We start from the raw sequence: 21,193 nt of genomic DNA on the forward strand, positions 1-21,193 counted from the left end.
CTCGTCGGCGGCGGGCCGGCTCAGTGCGCCGCGGCCAGCTCCACGCGCTCCAGCGCCTCCCGGTCGGACTCCAGGACGTCGGCCGCGGCCACCACGATGTTCGGGTCCGGCCGCCCGACGACCGCGTCGTCCTTACCCTCGTAGGGCACCGAGCAGAGGACGTAGCGCAGCGCCTCCAGGCGGGCGCGCTTCTTGTCGTTGCTCTTGACCACCGTCCACGGCGCGACGTCGGTGTCGGTGGCGGCGAACATGGCCTCCTTGGCCGCGGTGTAGTCGTCCCAGCGGTCCAGGGAGGCCAGGTCGGTGGGGGACAGCTTCCACTGCCGCACCGGGTCGATCCGCCGCACGACGAACCGGGTGCGCTGCTCGCGCCGGGACACCGAGAACCAGAACTTCACCAGCCGGATGCCGCTGTCGACGAGCATCCGCTCGAACTCCGGCGCCTGGCGCACGAACCGCTCGTACTGCTCCTCGGTGCAGTAGCCCATCACCCGCTCGACGCCGGCGCGGTTGTACCAGGAGCGGTCGAACAGGGCGATCTCCCCGGCGGCGGGCAGGTGCTGCACGTAGCGCTGGAAGTACCACTGGGTCTGCTCGCGCTCCGAGGGCTTGTCCAGCGCGATCACCTTGGTGCCGCGCGGGTTGAGGTGCTCGGTGAAGCGCTTGATCGTGCCGCCCTTGCCGGCGGCGTCGCGGCCCTCGAAGAGGACGACGAGTTGCTGGCCGGTGTCCTTGACCCAGCCCTGCAGGCGGAGCAGCTGGATCTGCAGCCGGCGCTTCTCCCGCTCGTACTCCCTGCGACCCAGCCGCTCGGTGTAGGGGTAGCCCTCCCGCCAGGTCTCGATCCGCTTCCCGTCGGGGCCGAGCAGCTCGCCGTCGTCGTCCCAGTCCTCGTCGGAACCGTCCTCGGGGAGGGCCTGCAACCGGTAGCGGGAGACGTCGATCTCGGACATGCACCCGGGGTTACCCCTGTCGGCCACCGGTCCACGCGCGTCCGGACTGCCATGCTCCGCGGGGTGACCCGCGGCCGTGCCCTCGCGACGGCGCTCGCCGCGCTCGCCCTGCCCGCCGTGCTCGGCGGCTGCGCCCGGGACCTCGGGCAGGAGGCGCACGAGCTGCTGCAGCAGCGCGTGGACGGGCTGCACGAGGGGTTCCTCGACGCCCGGGCGCGCGACCCGCGGCCGACCGGCCGGGCGGCGCTGGAGTCGCTCGACCGGTGGGGCTACGCGCTCCGCACGTCGGTCGAGGGCGACGACGTCGTCCTCGTCCGGGCGGTGGGGGTCTCGGTGTCCGAGCGGCGGGGCTGGAAGAACATCGAGGAGAGCGCGTCGCTGGGCGCCTGCGTGCGGGTGACCGTGCGCGCCGGGGAGGGCGGGGACGACCGGGGGAGCGTCACCACCGAGCCGGTGACCTGCCCGGCCGGGGCCGAGGTCCTCGGTGACGACGGCTCACCGGTCGACGCACTCACCACCGACCTCGAGGGCCGGTCGGACGACGTCGGCGAGCCGCCCTACGACCCGCCGGTGTGCGTCTCGGGGGAGCTGTGCACCGAGGGCGGCGGCTGAGCGGCCGCTGCGACGATGACCCCGTGACCGCCGACCCGTTCTCCACCGCGGAGCTGCGGCGGCGGGTGCTGGCCGCCTGGGCCGACTCCCCGGCGCGCTTCCGCGAGGACGCCAACGCCGAGGAGGACCTGGTCCGCGGCGGCTACCGCGACCGGCTGCTCGTGGAGCTCGCGCAGAACGCCGCCGACGCCGCCGCCCGCGCGGGGGTGCCCGGTCGGCTGCGGCTGGAGCTGGCCGCCGACGGCGCCGGGGGAGAGGTGCTGCGGGCGGCCAACACCGGGGTCCCGCTGGACGCCGGCGGGGTGCAGGGCCTGGCCTCGCTGCGCGCCTCGGCCAAACGCGACGAGCCCGGCTCGGTCGGCCGCTTCGGGGTGGGGTTCGCGGCCGTCCTGGCCGTCACCGACGAGCCGGCGGTGCACTCCACCACCGGCGGCGTGGCCTTCGGTGCCGACCGCACCCGGGCCGAGGTCGCCGCCATCGGGGCGCTCGCCGACGAGGTGGCCCGCCGGGACGGCGCCGTGCCGGTCCTGCGGCTGCCGTGGCCGGCCGACGGGACCCCGCCCGAGGGCTTCGCCACCGAGGTGGTGCTGCCGCTGCGCACCGGCGCGCGGTCCGCCGTCCGCGCCGCGCTGGAGGAGCTCGAGCCGGAGCTGCTGCTGGCGCTGCCGGGGCTGGCCGCGGTCGACGTCGTCGTCGACGGGGTGGTGCGGGCGCTGTCGGTCCGGTGTGCGGGCGACCAGGCGGAGCTGACCGACGGCGACCGGACGACGACCTGGCGGCTGGAGCGGCGCGACGGCGTGCTGCCCGAGGAGCTGCTGGCCGACCGGCCGGTGGAGGAGCGGGGCCGCCGGGCCTGGACGCTCACCTGGGCCGTGCCGCTGGACGACGACGGCCGCCCGGTGCCGCTGCCGCTGCCGCAGCGGGTGCACGCGCCGACCCCGAGCGACGAGCCGCTCACCCTGCCCGCGCGGCTGGTCGCCCCCTTCCCGCTGGGCCCCGACCGCCGGCACGTGCTGCCCGGCCCGGTCACCGACGCGCTGGTCGCCGCCGCGGCCGGGGCCTACGCGGACCTGCTCGCCGGTCTGGCCCACGACGCCGCGGCGCTCGCCCTGGTGCCGCGCATCGGGCTGGCCGGCGCCGAGCTGGACGCGGCGCTGTGCACCGCGGCGCTGGACCGGCTGCGCGGGACGGCGTGGCTGCCAGTGGCCGGCGGGGACGCGGACCGCCAGACCCCCGCCCGGGCCGCGGTGCTCGCCGAGCCGACCGACGAGCGGGTCGCCGCGCTGACCGGTGCCGTCCCGGGACTGCTGCCTGCGGGGTGGTCCGGCCGCGGCGACGCCCCGGCGCTGGCCGCGCTCGGCGTGCGCCGGGTCGGCACCGCCGAGGCGGTGGAGGCCGTGCGGGGGATCGCCCGGCCGACGGCGTGGTGGGGCCGGCTCTACGCGGCCCTGGACGGCGCCGAGCGCGAGGAGCTGGCCGCGCTGCCGGTCCCGCTCGCCGACGGCCGCACCGCGCACGGCCCGGCCGGGGTGCTGCTGCCCGACGAGGGCCTACCGGTGGCCCGACTCGGCCCGCTCGGGCTCCGGGTGGCCGACCCGGGTGCGGCCGCCCCGCCCGCCGCGCGCCGGCTGCTCGAGCGGCTCGGCGCCCGCCCGGCGACCGCCGCCGCGGTGCTCGCCGACCCGGAGGTGCGGGCGGCGGTCGAGACCTCGGTCGAGGCGGCCGACGACGGCTGGGACACCGACCGCGACCCGGCTGCCTTCGCCGACGCCGTCCTCGCGCTGGTCGCCGCGGCGGGCACCGCGCCGGGGGAGCTGCCCTGGCTGGCCGAGCTGGCGCTGCCCGACGCCGACGGCGGCTGGGCAGCGGCAGGCGAGCTGGTGCTGCCGGGGTCGCGCTTCGGCGCCGTCCTCGCCGACGGCGCGCTGGGCACCCTCGACGGCGGGCTGGAGGCCGACCCGCGGGTGCTGCGCGCGGTGGGCGTGCTCGACGGCTTCGCGCTCGTCCGCGCCGAGGACCCCGACGACCTCGACGTCGACGGTGCGGCGGACTGGGCCGACGCCGTCCTGGACCGGCTGCCGGCCGACGCACCGGCGCCGGCGTGGCCGCCGCTGACCGCCGTCCGGGACCTCGAGCTGGTCGGGGACTGGGCCGGCGCGCTGCCGCTGCTCGCCGAGCTCCCCGCGGAGGCGTGGACCGACGTCGTCCTCGGCGGGGTGGCGGTGCCCGGCTACCTGCGCTGGTGGCTCTGCACCCACCCGGTGCTCGACGGGCGGCGTCCCGACCGGCTGCGGCACCCCGACGCGCCGGGGCTGCAGGGACTGTACGAACCGGCCCAGGCCCCGCCCGGCCTGCTGGGCCTGCTGCGCCCGCCGGCGTCGGCGGACGACGTGCTCGCCGACGTCGACGGCGCGCTGGAGCTGCTCGACCGGCTCGCCGACCCGCACCGCACCGTGCCACCCGCGCTGCTGCGCACGGTGCACGCGCGGCTCGCGGTCGCGCTGGACGGCGTCGACGTGGACCCGCCGGACCGGGTGCGCGTGGCCCCGGATTGCGTGGTGCCCGCCGGGGAGGCCGTCGTCCTGGACGCGCCGTGGCTACAGCCACTGGTCGACGCCCCGCTCGTGCCCGCCGGCGGGGCGCCCGGGGCGGTGGCCGACCTGCTCGACCTCCCGCTGGCGAGCGAGGTGGTGCCCGCACGGGTCGAGAGCCGGCCGGTGCGGCGGGTGCGCTGGGCCGACGTTCCGGGAGCCGAGCTGGCCGCCGCCCGGCTCGGGGTGCCGGCGCTGACCGGGGAGGTCGCGGTCCACGAGCCGCTGCGGGCCGGTGGACGCGCGGTGCCGTGGTGGCCGGGGGACGGGGCCGACGCCGTCGACGGCACGGCTGCCGCACTCGGCCGGGCACTGGCCTGGCGGGCCGGCGCGTGGCCGCTGCGGCAGGCGCTGGCCGAGGCCTTCGCCCGCCCGGACCACGCCGCCGCGCTCGCCGCCGAGGACGCCGTCGGCCCCTAGGCGGGGTCGACGGCACCTCCCCTCGGCCCCTGGCAGGGTCCCGCCGCCGGCCCCGTCCGGAGGCTCGGCCCCTTGCAGGGGCCCGTCGCGAGCCTGCGAGCGGTGGGGGGCGAGGGGGTCCTCGCTCACTGGCCCCAGCGCGGGATGGCGTGCGCACCTGCGGCGTGGCCGTGGGCGGCGTCGGGCCGGCCGCCGCTCCCGCGCCCGCCGGGTGCGGTCGGTGCGGCCGCCGCCGACCGCGCGCAGCGGTGCAGCGAGAGCCACTGCTCGGCGGTCAGGTCGGCGGGCCGGGTGGTGGGCGCGAGGCCCTCCGTCCGCAGCCACCGCGGGCCGGCAGGGCCGGGCAGGAGGCCCCGCAGCGCGGCGCCGAGTGCGGCGCCGGGGCGGGCGAGGACGGCGTGCGCCAGGCGGTCGAAGGCGGCCGCCTCCGTCCCGGGCAGGGCGGCGCGGGCGGTGGCGGGTGCGCCGTCGAGGGCGCGGTGCGGGCGTGACAAGGCAGACCTCCGGAGGAGGGCAGGGCTGCGCGCGGGCAGCCGTGAGGACCAGGGCGGAGCGGGCGCCGGAGCGCGGACGGCGGGGAGCTGGGGCTCGACCCGCGGGACGTCGCCGAGAGGGCGGTCGGGGCTTCTCAGGGGCGCATGACGGCGACGCTACGGACCCAGCGGGGTGCCGTCGAACGGATTACCCGCGGCCGGCGGCGCGGTCGGCCCTGCGCTTCTGGTGGGCCTCCCAGCGGGCCCGGTCGCGGTCGCGCGCACCCTGGGTGCGGGCCCGGCGCTCGGCGCGCCGGCGGGACCGGTCGAGCTCGCGCTGCTCGAAGGACGGGTGCTGCTCCCAGGTGCTCGACAGCGCCGCGACGCCCCACAGGCACAGCCCGACGATGGCGATGAACGAGGCGAGGATCGGGTCGAGGACCAGGAACGCTGCGGCCGAACCGGCCAGCCAGACCCCACCCCACACCAGCACTCGCCTCGACACGCGCCCCAGTATCCCCGCCTCCGGACGCGTGCCCACGGCCACTCGATCGCCAGCCGGCGGGCCTTGCCTTCGAAGGCGGAGGTCCCTACGGTCGGTGTAGCGGTTCAACAGTCAGCCGCGGCCGTCGCCGGACTCAGCGTCGTGCCATGGCTGGACCCGTGGCACCCCGCACGGGTTCGCTTCCCACAGAGAGGCGCACCGTGACCGCTGCTCCCGCATCCGACCTCGTCTCCATCGACGTCACCGGCTCCGCCAGCGGCGTCCTGCTCACCGTCGCCGGCGAGGTCGACTCCTCCACCGCCCCCTCGCTGCGGGCGGTCCTCGACTCGGCGTTGGCCGACGGCGTCCCGGCGCTCACCGTCGACCTCGACGGCGTGACCTTCCTCGACTCGGCGGGCCTCTGCGTGCTGGCCGCCGCCCACCGGCGGGCGGCCGAGGACGGCGTCCGGCTGCGGGTGCTGGCCTCCAACCGGGCGGTGATCCGGCCGCTGCAGATCACCGGCCTCTACGACCTGCTCGCCATCGAGCGGGTCGAGCCCGGCGCCGGGGTCGCCTGACGAAGGACCTCCCTGCCCCCCACCGCCGGCAGGCTCGCGGCGGGGCCCTGCAGGGAGGCCGCCCGTCCTCCACCCGGAGGAGCCCCGCGTCCTCCTGACGGCTCGTCCGAGCACCCCGTCCTCACCCCCGCGCCGGCGCCGGCGCAGGAGGCTGCCCGGGACGAGGTTCCGGCGGGGCCTGCAGGGGGCCGGGACCCGGTCCCCCCGCACCATGAGCACCCCGTCCGGCGGCGGCTGGCTACGTCGTGCGCCCACACCCGGCCGACCGGTCCCATGTGGCCGGTGCACATTGCGGGTGCCGTTTTCCCTGCATGGTTCCTGCACGGGTCGTCGCTGGATCACTTGCAGGTCACGATCGACGTGGCTCGTGGCGGACTCGGCGCGTCGCCCCTTTACAGTCTCCGGCCATGTGCCCTCAATCACAGCTCGATGCCGTTCCGCGGCACGGGGACCCACGGACGCCGGCCGCCCCGCCGGTGACAGCCGAGGTGCGCCCCGCATGCTGAGCATCGATTCGTTGCGGGTCACCTACGGCGGCGCCGTCGAGGCGGTGCGTGGCGTGACCATGGAGGTGCCCGACGGCAAGGTCGTGGCCGTCCTGGGGAGCAACGGCGCCGGCAAGTCGACCCTGCTGCGCACCGTCTCCGGCACGCTCCGGTTGCACCGGGGGCGCGTCGACGAGGGCAGCGTCCGCTTCGACGGCGACGTCCTCACCTCGCGGGACCCCGGGCAGATCGTCCGCCAGGGCGTCGTCCAGGTGCCGGAGGGCCGGCGCATCTTCGGCCGGCTGACCGTCGAGGAGAACCTGCGGGCCGGCGGCATGGGCAACCGGGACCGCGCCGCCAAGGCCGCCGCGCACGCCCGGGTGCACGACCTGTTCCCCGTGCTCGCCGAGCGCAGCGGCCAGCGGGCGGGGCTGCTCTCCGGCGGTGAGCAGCAGATGCTGGCGATCGGCCGGGCGCTCATGGCCAGCCCGAAGCTGCTGCTGCTCGACGAGCCCTCGCTGGGGCTGGCCCCCCGGATCATCGGCCAGATCGGCGAGGTGATCGCCGAGATCAACCGCCAGGGCACCTCGGTGCTGCTGGTCGAGCAGAACGCCACGATGGCCCTGGGCGTCGCCGACCTCGCCTACGTGCTCGACGTCGGCAAGGTCTCGCTGTCCGGGCCCGCCGCGGAGCTCGCGCGCACCGACGAGGTGCAGCGGCTCTACCTCGGGCACGGCGACGCGGCCGAGACCGGGCCGGCCACCCGCGGCCCCCGCCGCACGCTCTCCCGGTGGACGGCGTGACGGCGGCCGGCGTGGACACGCGCTCGGACGTCCCGCCCGTGGAGGTCGAGCACGTCAGCGTGCGCTTCGGCGCCATCAAGGCGTTGTCCGACGTCTCGTTCACGGTCGCCCCCGGGACGATCCACGCGGTCATCGGCCCCAACGGCGCCGGCAAGTCGACGATGTTCAACGTCCTCTCCGGCGTCTACCAGGCCGCCGAGGGTGAGGTCCGCTTCGGCGACGCGCGGCTGGACCGCATGCGCCCGTTCCAGATCGCCGGGGTCGGCGTGGCCCGGGCCTTCCAGAACATCGCCCTGTCCGGCGCCCAGTCGGTGGCCGAGAACCTCATGCTCGGCCGGCACCACCTCACGAAGGCGGGATTCCTCTCCTCCGGGCTCCGGCTGCCCCGTGCCACCCGTGAGGGCAAGGTGCACGGCGAGCGGATCCGGGAGATCGCCGAGTTCCTCGACCTCGGCGACAAGCTGCACACCCCGGTCGGCGTCCTGTCCTACGGCGACCAGAAGCGGGTCGAGGTGGCCCGCGCGCTGTGCACCGAGCCGCGGCTGCTGCTGCTCGACGAGCCGGTGGCCGGGATGAACGCCGAGGAGACCGGCCGGATGGCCGAGGCGATCCGCGAGATCCGCTCGGCGCTGGGCATCTCCGTCGTCCTGGTCGAGCACGACATGGGCATGGTCATGTCCCTGGCCGACCGGGTCACCGTCCTGGACTTCGGGCGCCGGATCGCCGACGGCACCCCCGCCGAGGTGCAGGCCGACCCCGAGGTCATCCGCGCCTACCTCGGCTCCGGTGAGGACGACGACCCCGCCGCGGCCGTGGCCGCGCACGGGCACCCGCCCGAGCCCACCCCGCGCCCCCAGACCCGGGCCCCCGCGACCCGCCCCCTCGACACGCCAGGGACGACCTCGTGACCCAGTTCCTCTCGCTCCTGCTCAACGGGCTGTCGCTCGGCGCGATCTACGCGCTGATCGCGCTCGGCTTCGTGATCATCTTCAAGGCCAGCGAGGTCGTGAGCTTCACCCACGGCTCGCTGCTGCTGCTGGGCGCCTACTCGATCGCCCGGCTGTCCGAGCCGCTGGGCTTCCTGGGCGCCGTGCTCGTCGGCCTGGTGATCACCGCGCTGGCCGCGTTCCTGGTCGAGCGGTTCATCATCAACCGCCTCCGCGGCGCGCCGGTGATCAGCCTCGCGATCGTCACCATCGGCGTCGACATCATCCTGCTGACCGAGCTCATCCGGCGGATCGGCCCGGACATCCTCAACGTGCCCCACCCGTGGGGCGGGGAGTCGGTCCGCATCGGCGGCATCGGGATCACCCAGAACCGGCTGATCGCGATGATCGTCGCCGGCCTGCTCATCGCCGCCTTCTTCGTCGCCTTCAAGTACTCCAGCTGGGGCGTCGCGATGCGCGCCTCCGCGGAGGACGGCGAGACCGCGGCGCTGATGGGCATCCGGCAGGGCCGGGTCTCCGCGCTGGCCTGGGTCGTCGCCGGCGTCCTGGCCGGGGTGGCCGCCCTGTTCCTGGTCGGCAGCCCGACCCCCGGGGTGAGCTCGGCCGTCTACGCCACGGCGCTGCGGGCCTTCCCGGCCGCCATCCTCGGCGGCCTGGACTCCACCGGCGGCGCGCTGGTCGGCGGCCTGCTCATCGGGCTCGCCGAGTCCTTCGCCGCCGGCTACCAGGAGAACCTGCTCTTCCTGGGCCGCGGGTTCGGCGAGGTCGTGCCCTACGTCGTGATGATCGCCGTCCTGCTCGTCCGGCCGTCGGGGCTCTTCGGCACCAAGGAGCTGACCCGTGTCTGAGCAGACCGTCTCCCCGCCGGCGGGCGCCACCAGCACAGCGTCCCGCGGGTCCGGCCGGTCCGGGCCGGCGCCGGACCGCCGCGGCTCGGTCGTGAAGTGGGTCCTGCTCGGCCTGCTGCTGGTGTTCCTGCTGGTCTTCCCGCTGTACTTCGACGAGTTCTGGCTGCGCACCGGGTTCGCGGTGTTCGGCGCGGCCATCGGTGCCATCGGGCTCAACCTGCTGGTGGGCACCACCGGCCAGCTGTCCCTGGCGCACGCCTTCTTCCTCGCCGTCGGCGCGGTCAGCTACAGCTACGTCTCGGGGGAGTCCGGCGGTCTCGGCACCCGGGCCGGCATCGAGGGGCTGGGCCTGCCGCCGATCGTCGGGATGGTGGTCGGCGTGCTGCTCGCCGGCCTGGCCGGGCTCGTCTTCAGCCCCATCGCGGCGCGGCTGCGGGGCATCTACCTCGGTGTCGCCTCGCTGGGGCTGGTGTTCATCGGCGTCCACGTGCTGAACACCTGGACGCCGGTGACCGGCGGGTTCAACGGGCGCTCGGCGCCGGAGTTCTCGCTGTTCGGCTTCACCTTCGGCAACAGCGACCCGCAGCTGTTCGTCCTCGGCGTCCCCTTCCGGGAGGCCGAGCGGCTCTGGTACCTCGGGCTGGTCCTGCTGATCGCCGCCTACATGTTCGCCCGCAACCTGCTGCGCAGCCGGCCCGGCCGGGCGCTGCAGACGCTGCGGGACAGCGAGGTCGCCGCGTCGGTCATGGGCGTCAACGTGCAGGCCTACAAGGCGCGGGTCTTCCTGGTCAGCTCGATGTACGCGGGCCTGTCCGGCGTCCTCTACGCGCTGTCCATCGGCAGCATCGCCCCGGAGTCCTTCGGCCTGGTCGTCTCCATCCAGTACCTGGCGATGATCGTCCTCGGCGGGCTCGGCTCGGTGGGCGGCGCGGTGCTGGGCGCGCTGTTCGTCACCGCGCTGCCGCTGCTGTTCCAGCAGTACGCCGACGTCCTGCCGCTGGTCAGCGCACCGGGGCAGGGCGGCATCTCGGCCGGCTTCGCCGCCCGGTTCCTCTACGGCGCGGCGATCATCCTGATCGTCCTCTTCGAGCCCGCCGGTCTGGCCGGCATCGCGCAGCGCCTCACCTCCCGCTTCCGCCGGGGCCGTGCGCCCGCCCGCGGCGGACCGGCCACACCAGCCCCGGAGCAACCCGGCTCCGCACCGACCCCCTCCGTCCGTCCATCGCAAGGGAGCGACACCAGATGAGAACAGGTAAGGCACTGCGTGCCGGTACCGCGGTCACCGCGGCCGTCGTCGTGGCGACCACCGCCGGCTGCAGCACCCGGGCGCCGGAGAGCAGCGGCGGGGGAGGGGGAGAGGGCGGCGCGGCCGCCGGCGAGGTCCTCACCGACGTCGGCATCGAGGGGGAGACGATCCGCCTCGGCGTCCTCACCGACCTGACCGGCGTGTTCGCCGCGCTCGGCCAGGACATCACCAACGCCAACCAGCTGTTCTGGCAGGACAACCAGGTCTGCGACACCTACACCGTCGAGCTCGACGTCCAGGACACCGGCTACGTGCCGCAGACCGGCGTGCAGCTCTACAGCGGCATGGAGCCGAACATCCTGGCGATGCAGCAGACGATCGGCTCGCCGATCAACACCGCGCTGGCCCCGGAGTACGAGGCCGACCAGATCGTCAACTTCCCCTCGGCGTGGGCGCGCACCCTCACCGAGATCCCGGGCACCGGGGTCGTGGGTGCCACCTACGACGTCGAGCTGGCCAACGGCTACGCCTACATGTTCGAGCAGGGGCTGCTGGCCGAGGGCGACACCGTCGGGCACATCTACTTCGAGGGCGAGTACGGCGAGAACGGCCTGGCCGGCAGCGAGGCGGTGGCCGAGGAGCGCGGGCTGACCATCATCCCGGCGCAGATCAAGGCCACCGACCAGGACATGACCGCGCAGATCACCCAGTTCGCCGCGGCCGGGGTCGACGCCATCGCCCTGACCGTCGCGCCCACGCAGACCGCGTCCGCGGCCGGCGTGGCGGCGGCCCAGGGCCTGAACGTGCCGATCATCGGCAGCAACCCGGTCTTCGCGCCGGGCCTGCTGCAGGGCCCGGCGGCCCAGGCGCTCAAGGACAACCTGTACGTCGCCAGCCCGGTGTCGGCCTTCGACGCCCAGCCCGAGCTGCTCGAGCAGTACCAGGCTGCCTACCCGAACGTGCAGCCGAGCCTCGGCGTGCTCGTCGGCTACGGCATGAGCGCGATCATGAAGCAGGTCCTCGACGCGGCCTGCGAGAACGGCGACCTCACCCGCGAGGGCGTCCTGAACGCGTTCAACGAGCTCCAGGACGTCGACACCGGCGGGCTCGTCGTGCCGATCAACGGCTTCGAGACCGGGGTGTCGCCGAGCACGCAGAGCTTCATCCTGCGTCCGGCCGACGTCCCCGGTGGCGCCACCGTCGTCCAGGAGGCGTTCGAGGGCGAGTTCGCGCAGGGTCTGGCCTAAGCGCCACCCCGTCCGGCGGCGCTCCTCCCCACGCGGGAGGGGCGCCGTCGGCGCGTCCGGGCCGCCGAGGGGCAGACTCAGCCCTGCTGTCGGCGACGAACGAGGAGGACCCCGTGCGCGATGCGGTCATCTGCGAGCCCCTGCGGACCCCGGTGGGCGGCTTCGGCGGCTCCCTGCGCGACGTCCCGGTGCAGGACCTCGCCTCCACCGTCATCCGGGCACTGCTCGAGCGCACCGGCCTGCCGCCGGAGTCGGTGGACGACGTCCTGCTCGGGCACTGCTACCCGACCATGGACGCCCCGGCGCTCGGCCGTGTCGCCGCGCTGGACGCCGGCCTGCCGGTGACCGCCGCCGGCATCCAGCTCGACCGCCGCTGCGGCTCGGGCCTGCAGGCGGTGCTGTACGCGTCGATGCAGGTGCAGACCGGCGCCTCCGACGTCGTCCTGGCCGGTGGGGCCGAGTCGATGAGCAACGCGCCGTTCTACTCCACCGCCATGCGCTGGGGCGTCAAGCCCGGGCCGGGTGTGCTGCTGCAGGACGGCCTGGCCCGCGGCCGGGTGACCGCCGGCGGACAGCACCACCCGGTGCCCGGCGGCATGCTGGAGACGGCGGAGAACCTGCGGCGGGAGTACCGGATCGGCCGCGAGGAGCAGGACGAGTACGCGGTCCGCAGCCACCAGCGCGCCGCCGCCGCCGCCGAGGCGGGGCGATTCGCCGACGAGATCGTGCCGGTCACGGTGAAGCAGCGGAAGGGCGAGGTCGTCGTCGACCGCGACGAGCACATCCGCCCCGACTCCAGCGTCGAGACCCTGGCGAAGCTGCGCCCGATCCTCGGCAGGGACGACCCGGAGGCGACCGTCACCGCCGGCAACGCCAGCGGGCAGAACGACGGCGCCGCGGTCTGCGTGGTCACCACCCCGGAGAAGGCCGCCGAGCTCGGGCTGCGCCCGCTGGCGCGGCTGGTGTCCTGGGCGGTGGCCGGCGTCCCGCCGAAGACCATGGGCATCGGCCCGGTGCCGGCCACGGCCAAGGCGCTGGACCTGGCCGGCCTGAAGCTGTCCGACGTCGACCTGATCGAGCTCAACGAGGCATTCGCCAGCCAGGTGCTCGCCGTCGCCCGCGAGTGGGGCTTCACCGACGCCGACTGGGAGCGGACCAACGTCAACGGCTCGGGCATCTCCCTCGGCCACCCGGTGGGCGCCACCGGCGGGCGGATCCTCGCCACGCTGACCCGCGAGATGGCCCGCCGCGAGGCCCGCTACGGGCTGGAGACGATGTGCATCGGCGGCGGCCAGGGCCTCGCCGCGGTCTTCGAGCGGGCCTGAGGAAGGACCCCGTCCTCCTCTCACCCAGGGGAGCTGCTGCATGTCCGTGCCCACCGACCGGCAGCGGGTCGCGATCGTCACCGGCGCGGCCCGCGGCATCGGTGCCGCCACCGCGCTGCGGCTGGCGGAGGACGGGTTCGCGGTCGCGGTCCTCGACCTCGCCGAGGACGACGCGCGCGGCACGGCGCAGCGGATCGAGGCGGCCGGCGGCCGGGCCCTGGCCGTGGGTGCGGACGTCGGTGACGCCGACCAGGTGCAGGCCGCCGTCCAGCGGGTCGTCGCCGAGCTGGGCCCACCGGTCGTGCTGGTCGACAACGCCGGGGTCACGCGCGACAACCTGCTGTTCAGGATGACCGACGCCGACTGGGACCTGGTCGTGCACGTGCACCTGCGCGGGTCGTTCCTGATGACCCGCGCGGTGCAGCAGCACATGGTCGAGGCCGGCTGGGGCCGGGTGGTGAACCTGTCGAGCACCTCGGCGCTGGCAACCGCGGGCAGGCCGACTACTCGACCGCCAAGGCCGGGCTGCAGGGCTTCACCAAGACCCTCGCCGTCGAGCTGGGCAGGTCCGGCGTCACCGCCAACGCCGTCGCCCCGGGGTTCATCGCCACGGACACGACCCGGGCGACCGCCGAGCGGATCGGCCGCGACTGGGACACCTACGTCGCCGAGCGGGCCGCGGCCATCCCGGTGCAGCGGGCCGGGCAGCCGGCGGACATCGCGCACACGGTGTCGTCCCTCGTCAGCGAGGGCGCCGGCTTCGTCTCCGGCCAGGTCGTCTACGTCGCCGGCGGGCCTCGCTCATGACGTTCCGGGCGGCCCCCCTGCAGGGGCCCGCCGCGAGCCTGCGAGTGGCAGGGGGCAGGGGGCAGGGGGCAGGGGGGTCCTTCGTCAGGTCCGCAGCGGCTCCCAGTGGTGGGCCAGCGCCCGCTCGACGGCGCCGGCCATCCGCCGCACGTCGTCCTCCGTGCGCCCGGCGGGGACCTCTTCGAGGGACTGCCCGGTCAGCGCCGCGCAGTGCCCCCGCACGGCCTGCCGCTGCCGTTCGGTCCGCGCCTGCCAGCCGGTCTCGGCGAGCAGCGCGAACAGCCGCTCGACGACGGTGGTGTCCTGCCGGCCGTAGCTGCGGACCTGGGTGACCGCGAGGTCCAGCAGCGCGGCGTGGTCCCACGACGGGACGAGCAGCCGGGTCAGGCCGTCGTCGCCGGCCACCTGCCGGTGCCAGGTCTCCCGGGTGCTGAGCTGCCCCATCAGCGCCGAGACGTGCGAGAGGGCGTGCACGGCGGTCGTCGGGTCGTTGATGCCGGGGGACAGGGCGCGCGCGGCGATGTCGACCAGCTTGCGCAGCCCGTAGCTGGGGTCGGCGGCCGGGGACCGCTCGAAGGAGAGCTCGACGTGCCGCTCGAGCGCCGCCGCCAGCGCCTCGGCGGGTGGCTCGGCCACCGGGTCGTCGGTCCACACCCAGGCCAGCGGCGTCCCCGCCACGACCGACTCGCCGGGACGGCGGTCCAGCCGCAGCACCGCGCGCTCCCGCGACAGCAGGGCCAGCAGCGGCTCCTCCGCGGTCTGCACCAGGAACCCGCTGGCGCGGGCGCACACCGGCTGGGCGCGCGCGGGCACTCCCGGCAGCGGGTCGTCGGGGGAGTCGCCGTCCAGCTGCGCCGTGAGCCGGTCGATCGTCGCGGTGGCCTCCGCGTGGACGTCGCGCATCATCGTCTCGACGCGCAGCTGGCGGGTCTGGTGGGCCAGGAACGTCACCAGCGCCGCGACCGAGGCGAGGGCGAAGACGAACGCCACGGTCACCGACAGCCGGGGGACGAAGGCCGAGCCCTCGCCGGAGTCGTCGGCCGACCGCACGCTGCGCAGCACCACGAGCGAGTACACGAAGGTGGCCAGCAGCGTCCCCAAGCACAGCTGGACGATGCGGTCGCGCACGAAGGTCTGCAGCAGCCGCGGGCTGTACTGGCTGCTGGCCAGCTGCAGCGTCACGATGGTGAGCGAGAACAGCAGCGTCACCACCGAGATGACCGACCCGGCGATCGTCGAGAGGATGCCGCGCGCCGCCGACGGGCCGCCCTCGAACACCAGGGCCAGCGGCCGCTCACCGGATGCCTGCAGCAGCTCGTCGAGCACCGGCAGGCCGATGCCCAGGCCGATCGCCAGCAGGATGGCCGCGGTCGGCAGCGGCCACAGCGCACCGGTGACGGCGTTCCGGATCCGTGAGGGCCGGTCGTTCCGCGGGGTCACGACGACGGGTCCCGGTCCGGGAAGCGGGCGCGGGCCAGGGCGTACACGCCGAACGCGGCGAACCCGGTGGCGACGGCGCCCAGCAGCCACGGTCCCGCGGTGACCGAGGCGATGGCGGTCATCGCGCCGTCCAGGCCGGTGGCGGTGGAGACGTCGGCGGTGGTGGCCGCCCGCCACAGCAGCACCCCGACCAGGCCGAAGGCGATGCCCTTGGCGACGTAGCCGACCCGGCCGAGGGCCTCGATCGCCGGCTCCCAGCGGTCGGGGGCCGCGGGCAGGTCGATGTCCTTCATGAAGCCGCCGGTCAGCCCGCGCACCAGCGTGTACAGGCCGACGGCGACCACGCCGGCCGCGACGGCGTACACCAGCAGCGCCCCGCCCCGGACGTCCAGGGTCTCGTCGGTGAGGTCGCGGAGCCGCTCGTCGGCCTCGTACTCCAGGCCCAGGGCGAACAGCAGCCCGGTGGTCCCGAGGACGCCGTAGACGGCGGCCTTGGCCAGGCACTTCACGCAGACGAACGCCGCCCGCCAGCGGTGCTGCGGGTCCAGCAGCCCGTGCCACCACAGCAGCACCTCGCCGGCCTGCCACAGCGCCAGGGAGAGCATGCCCAGGCCGATCAGCACGAGCAGCACGGTCCCGCCGGGCGTGCCGGCGACCGCCTGCAGCGCGCCGGTCTGGTCGGCGTCGGTGCGGTCGATGCCGCGGGCCAGCTGCACCGCCAGCCAGCCGATCAGCAGGTGCAGGACGCCGTAGGCGACCAGGCCCACCCGCGCGACGGCCTCGAGCAGCGGGTGGTCGGTGACCTCGCGGGCGTGCTCGACCAGCCGGTGGACCCGGCCCCCCTGCAGTGGAAGGACCCCGTCCTCCTCACCGTTCGCAGGCTCACGGCGAGCCTCTGGACGGGGCCACGAGGGGCGTGGGGGAGGGGGGTCTGCCATCAGGTCCGCTCGGGGTAGCGGGCCCGGACCAGGCAGAAGGCGCCGAACGCGGCGATGCCCAGCGCGACGAGGGTGAGCAGCACCTGGCCGAAGGGCACGGACAGGATGCTCCGCAGGGCACCGTCCAGGCCGCTGGCGTCGGCCGGGTCGAAGGTGGCCGCGGCCCACACCAGCAGTGCGCCGACCAGGCCGAAGGCGATCCCCTTGGCCGGGTAGCCGGCCTGGCCGAGCCGGGTGACCAGGCGGGTGGCCTTCGCCGGGGCCTCGCGGAGGTCGATCTCCTGCAGGAACCGCTTCGTGAGGCCCTTGTGCACCAGGTAGGCGCCGATGCCGAGGATGACCAGGCCGATCAGGCCGACCAGCCACCGCCCGGCGGGCCAGCCGAAGATGCCGGCGGCGGCCTGCTGCTGCTGGCCCCCGGACTGCCCGCCGCCCGTGGCGTACCGGACGGCCAGCACCGCGATCGCCGCGTAGACGACGGCCTTGGCCACCGACTTGACGACCTTGACGGCCGCCTCCTTGCGGGCGTCCCCGTGCGCCGACAGGCTGCCGCGCCAGCGCAGCGCCTCGGCCGCCTGCCACACCGCGAGCGCCACCATGCCGAGCGCGACCACCCACAGCAGCACCGTGCCGAACGGCTGCTGGGCCAGGGTGGCCAGCGCGCCGCCCTGGTCTGCCTGCGCCGAGCTGCCGCCCACGCCCCAGGCCAGCTGGACGGCCAGCCAGGCGATGAGCAGGTGCACCACGCCGTAGGCGACCAGTCCGATGCGGGCCAGGTGCTCCAAGGTGTCGCTGTTGCCCGCACGGTCCGCGGCACCCGTCGCCCGACCCGTCGTCCCGCCCATGGCCGGTCCTCCTGCTCCCTGCGACCCCCCGTTGGACTCCCGAGCGTGGCACAGCGGCGACCCGCCCGCCCGACGCAGCGTGCGGCCGCCGTCGGCCCGTGGGGGACACTCGTCGTCGTGGTGAGCGGTGCAGCGATGACGGCGGTGGAGCGGACGAGCCCGGAGCAGGCCCGGCGGGCGTGGCCCCGCTGGCTGGCCGGCGGGGTCGCGCTGGGGGTCCTCGCCGTCGTCGCGGTGTCCTGGGCCGACGGTGGTGCCCGGCTGGTGCTGGGCGCGGCCGGCGTGCTCGCGGCCGGGCGGGGAGCGCAGCTGGCCGCCGGTGGCAGCCGACCCATCGGGACCGGCGCGGCGCTGGCCGGCGCGGTCGCCGTCGCGGTGGCGCTGACGTCGGCGACCGCGGCGGGCTGGGTGCTGCTGGCCGCCGTCCCGGTGCTGCTGCTCGCCGGGGCGCTCACGCTGCTGAGCCGCGGCGGAGCGGTGCGCCGTGGCGGGCAGGCCGCGCTCGTCTGGTGGGCGCTGGTCACCGGGCTGCTCGCCGTCACCGGGGTCCTCGCCGGCTGGGAGCGCGCGGCCGGCGGCGCCACCGTCGTGGCGGCGCTCGGCCTGGGGCTGCTCGGGGTCGTCCTGGTCGTCGGCGCCACCAGCCTGCGGGCCATCGTCTCGCGGCCCGCGCCGGCGCGGCCCGCGGCGTGCGCCGGCTGCGCGTGCAGCGCCGGGGGCTGCGGCATCCCGCGCTGACCTCCCGTGGCCGGTTCCGCACCGGTTCACCCCGGACGGAACGGGGCACCTCCGAGGGCGTGACCGGACACGTCTTCGTCGTCGGGGCGGACCTCCGGCGGCTGGTCTGCGACGACGTCCTGGTGCCCACCGACCGCTCGCTGCGGGTCACCGCCGAGTGGCGGCAGCTGCTGCCCGGCGACGTCGTCTCGCACGAGGACGCCGACGACCTCTGCCTGGACCTCTGCTGGGGCGGTGACGAGCGGGTGCTCGAGGTGCCCGGCGGGCGCGCCGGCGATCCGGGACGGGCGCTGTGGCTGGTCGACACCGTCGACCGGCGGTCCCGCGACGCCGACGAGGCGCTGCGCTGGCTGGTCGACGGTGCCCGGGAGGCACTGGCCGCCGTCGCCCGGCGGGAGGTGCCGACCCCGGTGCAGGGCCGGGCCCGCCGGCTGGTCGCGCTGCCGGCCCTGGGCACCGGCTGGGGTGGGGCCGCCGGGCAGCGCGGCACCCTGCTGCAGCGGTTGCTGCCGGTGCTGCGCGAGGGCGCCGCCGAGCACGGCCTCGACGTCGCGCTGGTGCTCCGCGGCCCCAGCGACCTGGCCGCGGCGCAGCGGGTCCGCCGCGGCGAGCCGGACAGCTGGGACCTGCCCGCGCACCTGCGGGAGCTGGCCGAGGACCTCGGCGAGCGGGCCCGCCGCGGGCAGCTGGCCGCCTTCGTCGGGGCCGGCGTGAGCGCCGCGGCCGGACTGCCCACCTGGGAGCAGCTGCTCGACGAGCTGGCCGGGCGGTCGGGCCTGGACGACGGGCTCCGGGCGGGGCTGTCCCACCTGCCGGCCCAGGACGCCGCGGCGCTGCTGGCCCGCGAGCTCGGCCGCGAGCAGCTGGAGGCCTTCGTCGAGGAGCGCTTCGGGCCCGGCCACTACGCGCTGGCGCACGCGCTCATCGCCGACCTGCCGGTGCAGGAGTTCGTCACCACCAACTACGACCCGCTGGTCGAGCTGGCCGCCGCCGACATCGGCCGCGACCTGTCGGTGCTGCCCTTCGACGACGCCGTCCCCGGCCGGCCCTGGCTGCTCAAGCTGCACGGGGACGCCGCGCACCCGGAGAGCATCGTGCTGACCCGTGAGGAGTACCTGCAGTTCGGCGACTCCCGCGCGGCCCTGGCCGGGGTGCTGCACTCGCTGCTGCTCACCCGGCACGTGCTGTTCGTCGGCACCTCGATGCAGGACGACGACCTGATCCGCATCGCCCACCAGGTGCGCAGCGCCATCCAGGCCCGTGGCGCGGCACCGCGGCGGCGCAGCGGCACGGTGCTCGCGCTGCGCGAGGACCCGTCCCGCGCCCGGCTGTGGGAGCAGGACGTGCAGACGGTGGCGATCGCGCCGGCGGACACCCCGTCCGCGGAGGCCGCCCGGCTGCTGGAGGTGCTGCTGGACTGCATCGGCTGCCTGTCCACCCCGCCGACCGGCTACCTGCTCGACCCGGCCTACCGCGGCATGCTGTCGGCGGAGGAGCGGACGCTGGCCGACGCGCTCGAGCAGGTGGCGGGCGTGGTGCCCGAGGGGGCGTCGTCCTCGGCGGTGGAGGAGGTCGCCGCGCTGCTGCGCCGGCTGGGCTCCCGGGGCGCCGCCGCGGGCGGGCCGCCGCCGGACGAGGCCAGCGCCCCGCGCGACGACCGCCTGCAGCAGCAGCGGCCCGGCTGAAAGAGGACCCCGTCCTCCCCACCCTTCGCAGGCTCAGGGCGGGACCCGGGACGGGGCCGCGGCAGGACCATGCGGACGGGCCGCCGTGTGAGCAGCCGGTGGCCTGGGCAGGGGCTCCCCGTGCGCCGACCCGAGAGCAGTCCCCTCCTGATCCTCAAGGGCTACGGCTGGCTGCCCGACGCCCGCCGCGCCCGTGGGCGTCGCACCGTCACCGCGCGGCTGGGTGGCCTGCCGGTGCTGGGCATCGAGGGCCCCGAGGCCGCCCGCTTCCTCTACGACGAGGACCACGTGCGCCGCGCGCACGCCATCCCCGAGCCGGTGCAGGGGACGCTGTTCGGCAAGGGTGCCGTGCACACCCTGGACGGGGAGGCCCACCGGGTCCGCAAGGCGATGTTCGTGTCGCTGCTCATGGACCCCGGGCGGATCGCCGCGCTCGTCGACTCCGCCACCGCCGCCTGGGACGCTGCGGTACCCGGCTGGGCGGCCCGCGACGAGTTCGTGCTGTTCGACGAGGCGGCCGAGGTGCTGACCCGCGCGGTGTGCTCCTGGGCCGGCGTCCCGCTGGCGGACGACGAGGTGCCGTCGGTGGCCCGCGACCTGACAGCGATGGTGGACGGCTTCGCCACCGCGGGGCCCCGGCACTGGCGCGCCCGCCGGGCCCGCGGCCGCCGCGAGGCGTGGCTCTCGGAGCTGGTACAGCAGGTACGCGGCGGCGCGGCGGCGGTGCCCGCGGGCTCGATCGTCGACGTCGTCGCCCGGCACCGGGACGCCGGCGGGGAGCAGCTGGACCCGCGCACCGCCGCGGTCGAGGTGCTCAACGTGATCCGGCCGACCGTGGCGATCAGCTGGTTCCTCGCCTTCTCCGGGCACGCGCTCGCCCGCTGGCCGCAGCACCGCGAGCGGCTGGCCTCGGGCGACCCGGTGTTCGCCGAGGCGTGGGCCGACGAGGTGCGCCGCTTCTACCCGTTCGCGCCGTTCATCGGCGGGCGGGCGCCCCGCGCGGTCGAGTGGGACGGCGAGCGGGTGCCCGAGCACTCGATGGTGCTGCTCGACCTCTACGGGCAGAACCACGACGCGGACCTGTGGGGCGACCCCTACGCGTTCCGGCCCGAGCGCTTCATCGGCCGCGAGGTCGGCGCCTACGAGCTGGTGCCCCAGGGCGGCGGGGACCCGCGCACCGGCCACCGGTGTCCCGGCGAGCAGGTCACCGTGGCCGTCCTGGCCGCGCTGGCCGTCCGGCTGGCCCGGCTGCAGGCCGACGTCCCCGAGCAGGACCTGACGATCTCGCTGCGGCGGATCCCGGCGAAGCCCGCGAGCGGAGTGGTCCTGCGGGTCCGCGGGACCGGCTGAACCGGGCCGGTCGCGCTGCGTCGCAGGCGCGCCGGAGGTGGCGACGGGTGCCCGTGCCGCGTGGTGTCATCGCCAGGCCGGTGAGGGGAGGACACGTGGGCAGGTGGCTGGCGCCGCTGATGGGTGTGGTCGGTCTGCTGACGCTCGTCGCCGGCATGGTCTGGGTCGAGCTGGACAAGGGCTCGATGGGCGGCGTGGGCGTCGCCGGCTCCGGGCTGGCCGTGCTCGTCCTCGCCGTCGTCCTCGCCGTGGGGGTCGAGCTGGTCACGCGCCACCGGCACGCGGTCCCGCGCCGCTGACCCGCTGCTGACCACGCTCGGATTCCTCAGCGAGGTCCGCGCAGCCCATCACCGCGCGCGTCATGCCGCACGACCTCGG

General features: G+C 76.1%; 19 protein-coding genes and 1 pseudogene. 14 read left to right on the forward strand and 6 right to left on the reverse strand.

Going from position 1 to position 21,193, the window contains the following annotated elements; translation table 11 throughout:
• Positions 1-20: 20 nt before the first annotated feature.
• The gene (gene ppk2, locus BLR12_RS19025) at positions 21-953 is read right to left on the reverse strand and encodes a polyphosphate kinase 2 (RefSeq protein WP_091381482.1); all 933 of its coding nucleotides are present in this window, start codon (positions 951-953) and stop codon (positions 21-23) included.
• A 63-nt stretch (positions 954-1,016) separates the two neighbouring features.
• On the opposite strand from ppk2, the gene BLR12_RS19030 reads away from it, so the two are divergent.
• Together BLR12_RS19030 and BLR12_RS19035 are read left to right on the forward strand one after the other, a co-directional pair.
• Positions 1,017-1,565, forward strand: coding sequence for a hypothetical protein (locus BLR12_RS19030; RefSeq protein WP_143018814.1), 549 nt, complete (start codon positions 1,017-1,019; stop codon positions 1,563-1,565).
• Positions 1,566-1,588: 23 nt separating this feature from the next.
• Entirely contained in the window at positions 1,589-4,576 is a 2,988-nt protein-coding gene (locus BLR12_RS19035) for a sacsin N-terminal ATP-binding-like domain-containing protein (protein ID WP_255363637.1), read from the forward strand.
• A gap of 125 nt (positions 4,577-4,701) precedes the next feature.
• Here BLR12_RS19035 and BLR12_RS19040 read toward each other — a convergent pair whose 3' ends face one another.
• Entirely contained in the window at positions 4,702-5,070 is a 369-nt protein-coding gene (locus tag BLR12_RS19040) for a hypothetical protein (protein WP_091381487.1), read from the reverse strand.
• A 187-nt stretch (positions 5,071-5,257) separates the two neighbouring features.
• Positions 5,258-5,554, reverse strand: coding sequence for a hypothetical protein (locus tag BLR12_RS19045; RefSeq protein ID WP_143018815.1), 297 nt, complete (start codon positions 5,552-5,554; stop codon positions 5,258-5,260).
• 200 nt (positions 5,555-5,754) lie between these two features.
• Between BLR12_RS19045 and BLR12_RS19050 the strand changes: the two genes are divergently transcribed.
• From BLR12_RS19050 to BLR12_RS19085, 8 genes and pseudogenes are all read left to right on the forward strand, one after another.
• Positions 5,755-6,111 carry an STAS domain-containing protein gene (locus tag BLR12_RS19050; RefSeq protein ID WP_255363638.1) on the forward strand — a complete coding sequence of 119 codons (357 nt, stop codon included), beginning with the start codon at positions 5,755-5,757 and terminating at the stop codon, positions 6,109-6,111.
• A 499-nt stretch (positions 6,112-6,610) separates the two neighbouring features.
• On the forward strand, positions 6,611-7,399 hold the full coding sequence (locus BLR12_RS19055; protein ID WP_091381491.1) for an ABC transporter ATP-binding protein: 789 nt from the start codon (positions 6,611-6,613) through the stop codon (positions 7,397-7,399).
• Positions 7,387-8,307 (forward strand): ABC transporter ATP-binding protein, encoded by a 921-nt coding sequence (locus tag BLR12_RS19060; RefSeq protein ID WP_255363639.1) that lies wholly within the window; start codon positions 7,387-7,389, stop codon positions 8,305-8,307. The genes BLR12_RS19055 and BLR12_RS19060 overlap by 13 nt, the downstream gene beginning before the upstream one ends.
• Positions 8,304-9,194 (forward strand): branched-chain amino acid ABC transporter permease, encoded by an 891-nt coding sequence (locus BLR12_RS19065; RefSeq protein WP_091381495.1) that lies wholly within the window; start codon positions 8,304-8,306, stop codon positions 9,192-9,194. Before BLR12_RS19060 ends, BLR12_RS19065 begins: the two co-directional genes overlap by 4 nt.
• Positions 9,187-10,440: a branched-chain amino acid ABC transporter permease gene (locus BLR12_RS19070; RefSeq protein WP_091381498.1), complete on the forward strand. Its 1,254-nt coding sequence runs from the start codon at positions 9,187-9,189 to the stop codon at positions 10,438-10,440. The genes BLR12_RS19065 and BLR12_RS19070 overlap by 8 nt, the downstream gene beginning before the upstream one ends.
• The gene (locus tag BLR12_RS19075; protein WP_091381500.1) at positions 10,437-11,687 is read left to right on the forward strand and encodes an ABC transporter substrate-binding protein; all 1,251 of its coding nucleotides are present in this window, start codon (positions 10,437-10,439) and stop codon (positions 11,685-11,687) included. Before BLR12_RS19070 ends, BLR12_RS19075 begins: the two co-directional genes overlap by 4 nt.
• 113 nt (positions 11,688-11,800) lie before the next feature.
• Entirely contained in the window at positions 11,801-13,012 is a 1,212-nt protein-coding gene (locus BLR12_RS19080) for an acetyl-CoA C-acetyltransferase (RefSeq protein ID WP_091381501.1), read from the forward strand.
• A 40-nt stretch (positions 13,013-13,052) separates the two neighbouring features.
• Positions 13,053-13,819 (forward strand): annotated as a pseudogene (locus BLR12_RS19085) (SDR family oxidoreductase).
• 84 nt (positions 13,820-13,903) lie between these two features.
• Here the strand turns inward: BLR12_RS19085 and BLR12_RS19090 are convergent.
• From BLR12_RS19090 to BLR12_RS19100, 3 genes are all read right to left on the reverse strand, one after another.
• A complete protein-coding gene (locus BLR12_RS19090) occupies positions 13,904-15,259 on the reverse strand; it encodes a DUF2254 domain-containing protein (protein ID WP_176832592.1) in 1,356 nt (451 codons plus the stop codon).
• A complete protein-coding gene (locus tag BLR12_RS19095) occupies positions 15,256-16,026 on the reverse strand; it encodes a DUF1206 domain-containing protein (protein ID WP_255363641.1) in 771 nt (256 codons plus the stop codon). Before BLR12_RS19095 ends, BLR12_RS19090 begins: the two co-directional genes overlap by 4 nt.
• A 170-nt stretch (positions 16,027-16,196) precedes the next feature.
• Positions 16,197-17,042 (reverse strand): DUF1206 domain-containing protein, encoded by an 846-nt coding sequence (locus BLR12_RS19100; protein WP_091381505.1) that lies wholly within the window; start codon positions 17,040-17,042, stop codon positions 16,197-16,199.
• A 45-nt stretch (positions 17,043-17,087) separates the two neighbouring features.
• On the opposite strand from BLR12_RS19100, the gene BLR12_RS19105 reads away from it, so the two are divergent.
• From BLR12_RS19105 to BLR12_RS19120, 4 genes are all read left to right on the forward strand, one after another.
• Complete coding sequence (locus tag BLR12_RS19105) at positions 17,088-17,780, forward strand: hypothetical protein (RefSeq protein ID WP_143018816.1); 693 nt, start codon at positions 17,088-17,090, stop codon at positions 17,778-17,780.
• Between the two features lie 59 nt (positions 17,781-17,839).
• On the forward strand, positions 17,840-19,465 hold the full coding sequence (locus BLR12_RS19110; RefSeq protein WP_091381949.1) for an SIR2 family NAD-dependent protein deacylase: 1,626 nt from the start codon (positions 17,840-17,842) through the stop codon (positions 19,463-19,465).
• A 120-nt stretch (positions 19,466-19,585) separates the two neighbouring features.
• A complete protein-coding gene (locus BLR12_RS19115) occupies positions 19,586-20,815 on the forward strand; it encodes a cytochrome P450 (protein WP_091381508.1) in 1,230 nt (409 codons plus the stop codon).
• A 95-nt stretch (positions 20,816-20,910) separates the two neighbouring features.
• Positions 20,911-21,114, forward strand: a complete 204-nt coding sequence (locus BLR12_RS19120) for a hypothetical protein (RefSeq protein WP_091381510.1) — start codon at positions 20,911-20,913, stop codon at positions 21,112-21,114.
• The last annotated feature ends 79 nt before the right edge of the window (positions 21,115-21,193 follow it).

Origin of the sequence: Geodermatophilus sp. DSM 45219, assembly GCF_900104025.1 — a bacterium.
In the GTDB taxonomy this organism is placed as follows: domain Bacteria; phylum Actinomycetota; class Actinomycetes; order Mycobacteriales; family Geodermatophilaceae; genus Geodermatophilus.

Coding starts and splice junctions, on each gene's coding strand:
- BLR12_RS19075 (WP_091381500.1), top strand. CDS start 10,437: ATGAGAACAGGTAAGGCACTGCGTGCCGGTACCGCGGTCACCGCGGCC.
- BLR12_RS19100 (WP_091381505.1), bottom strand. CDS start 17,042: ATGGGCGGGACGACGGGTCGGGCGACGGGTGCCGCGGACCGTGCGGGC.
- BLR12_RS19055 (WP_091381491.1), top strand. CDS start 6,611: ATGCTGAGCATCGATTCGTTGCGGGTCACCTACGGCGGCGCCGTCGAG.
- ppk2 (WP_091381482.1), bottom strand. CDS start 953: ATGTCCGAGATCGACGTCTCCCGCTACCGGTTGCAGGCCCTCCCCGAG.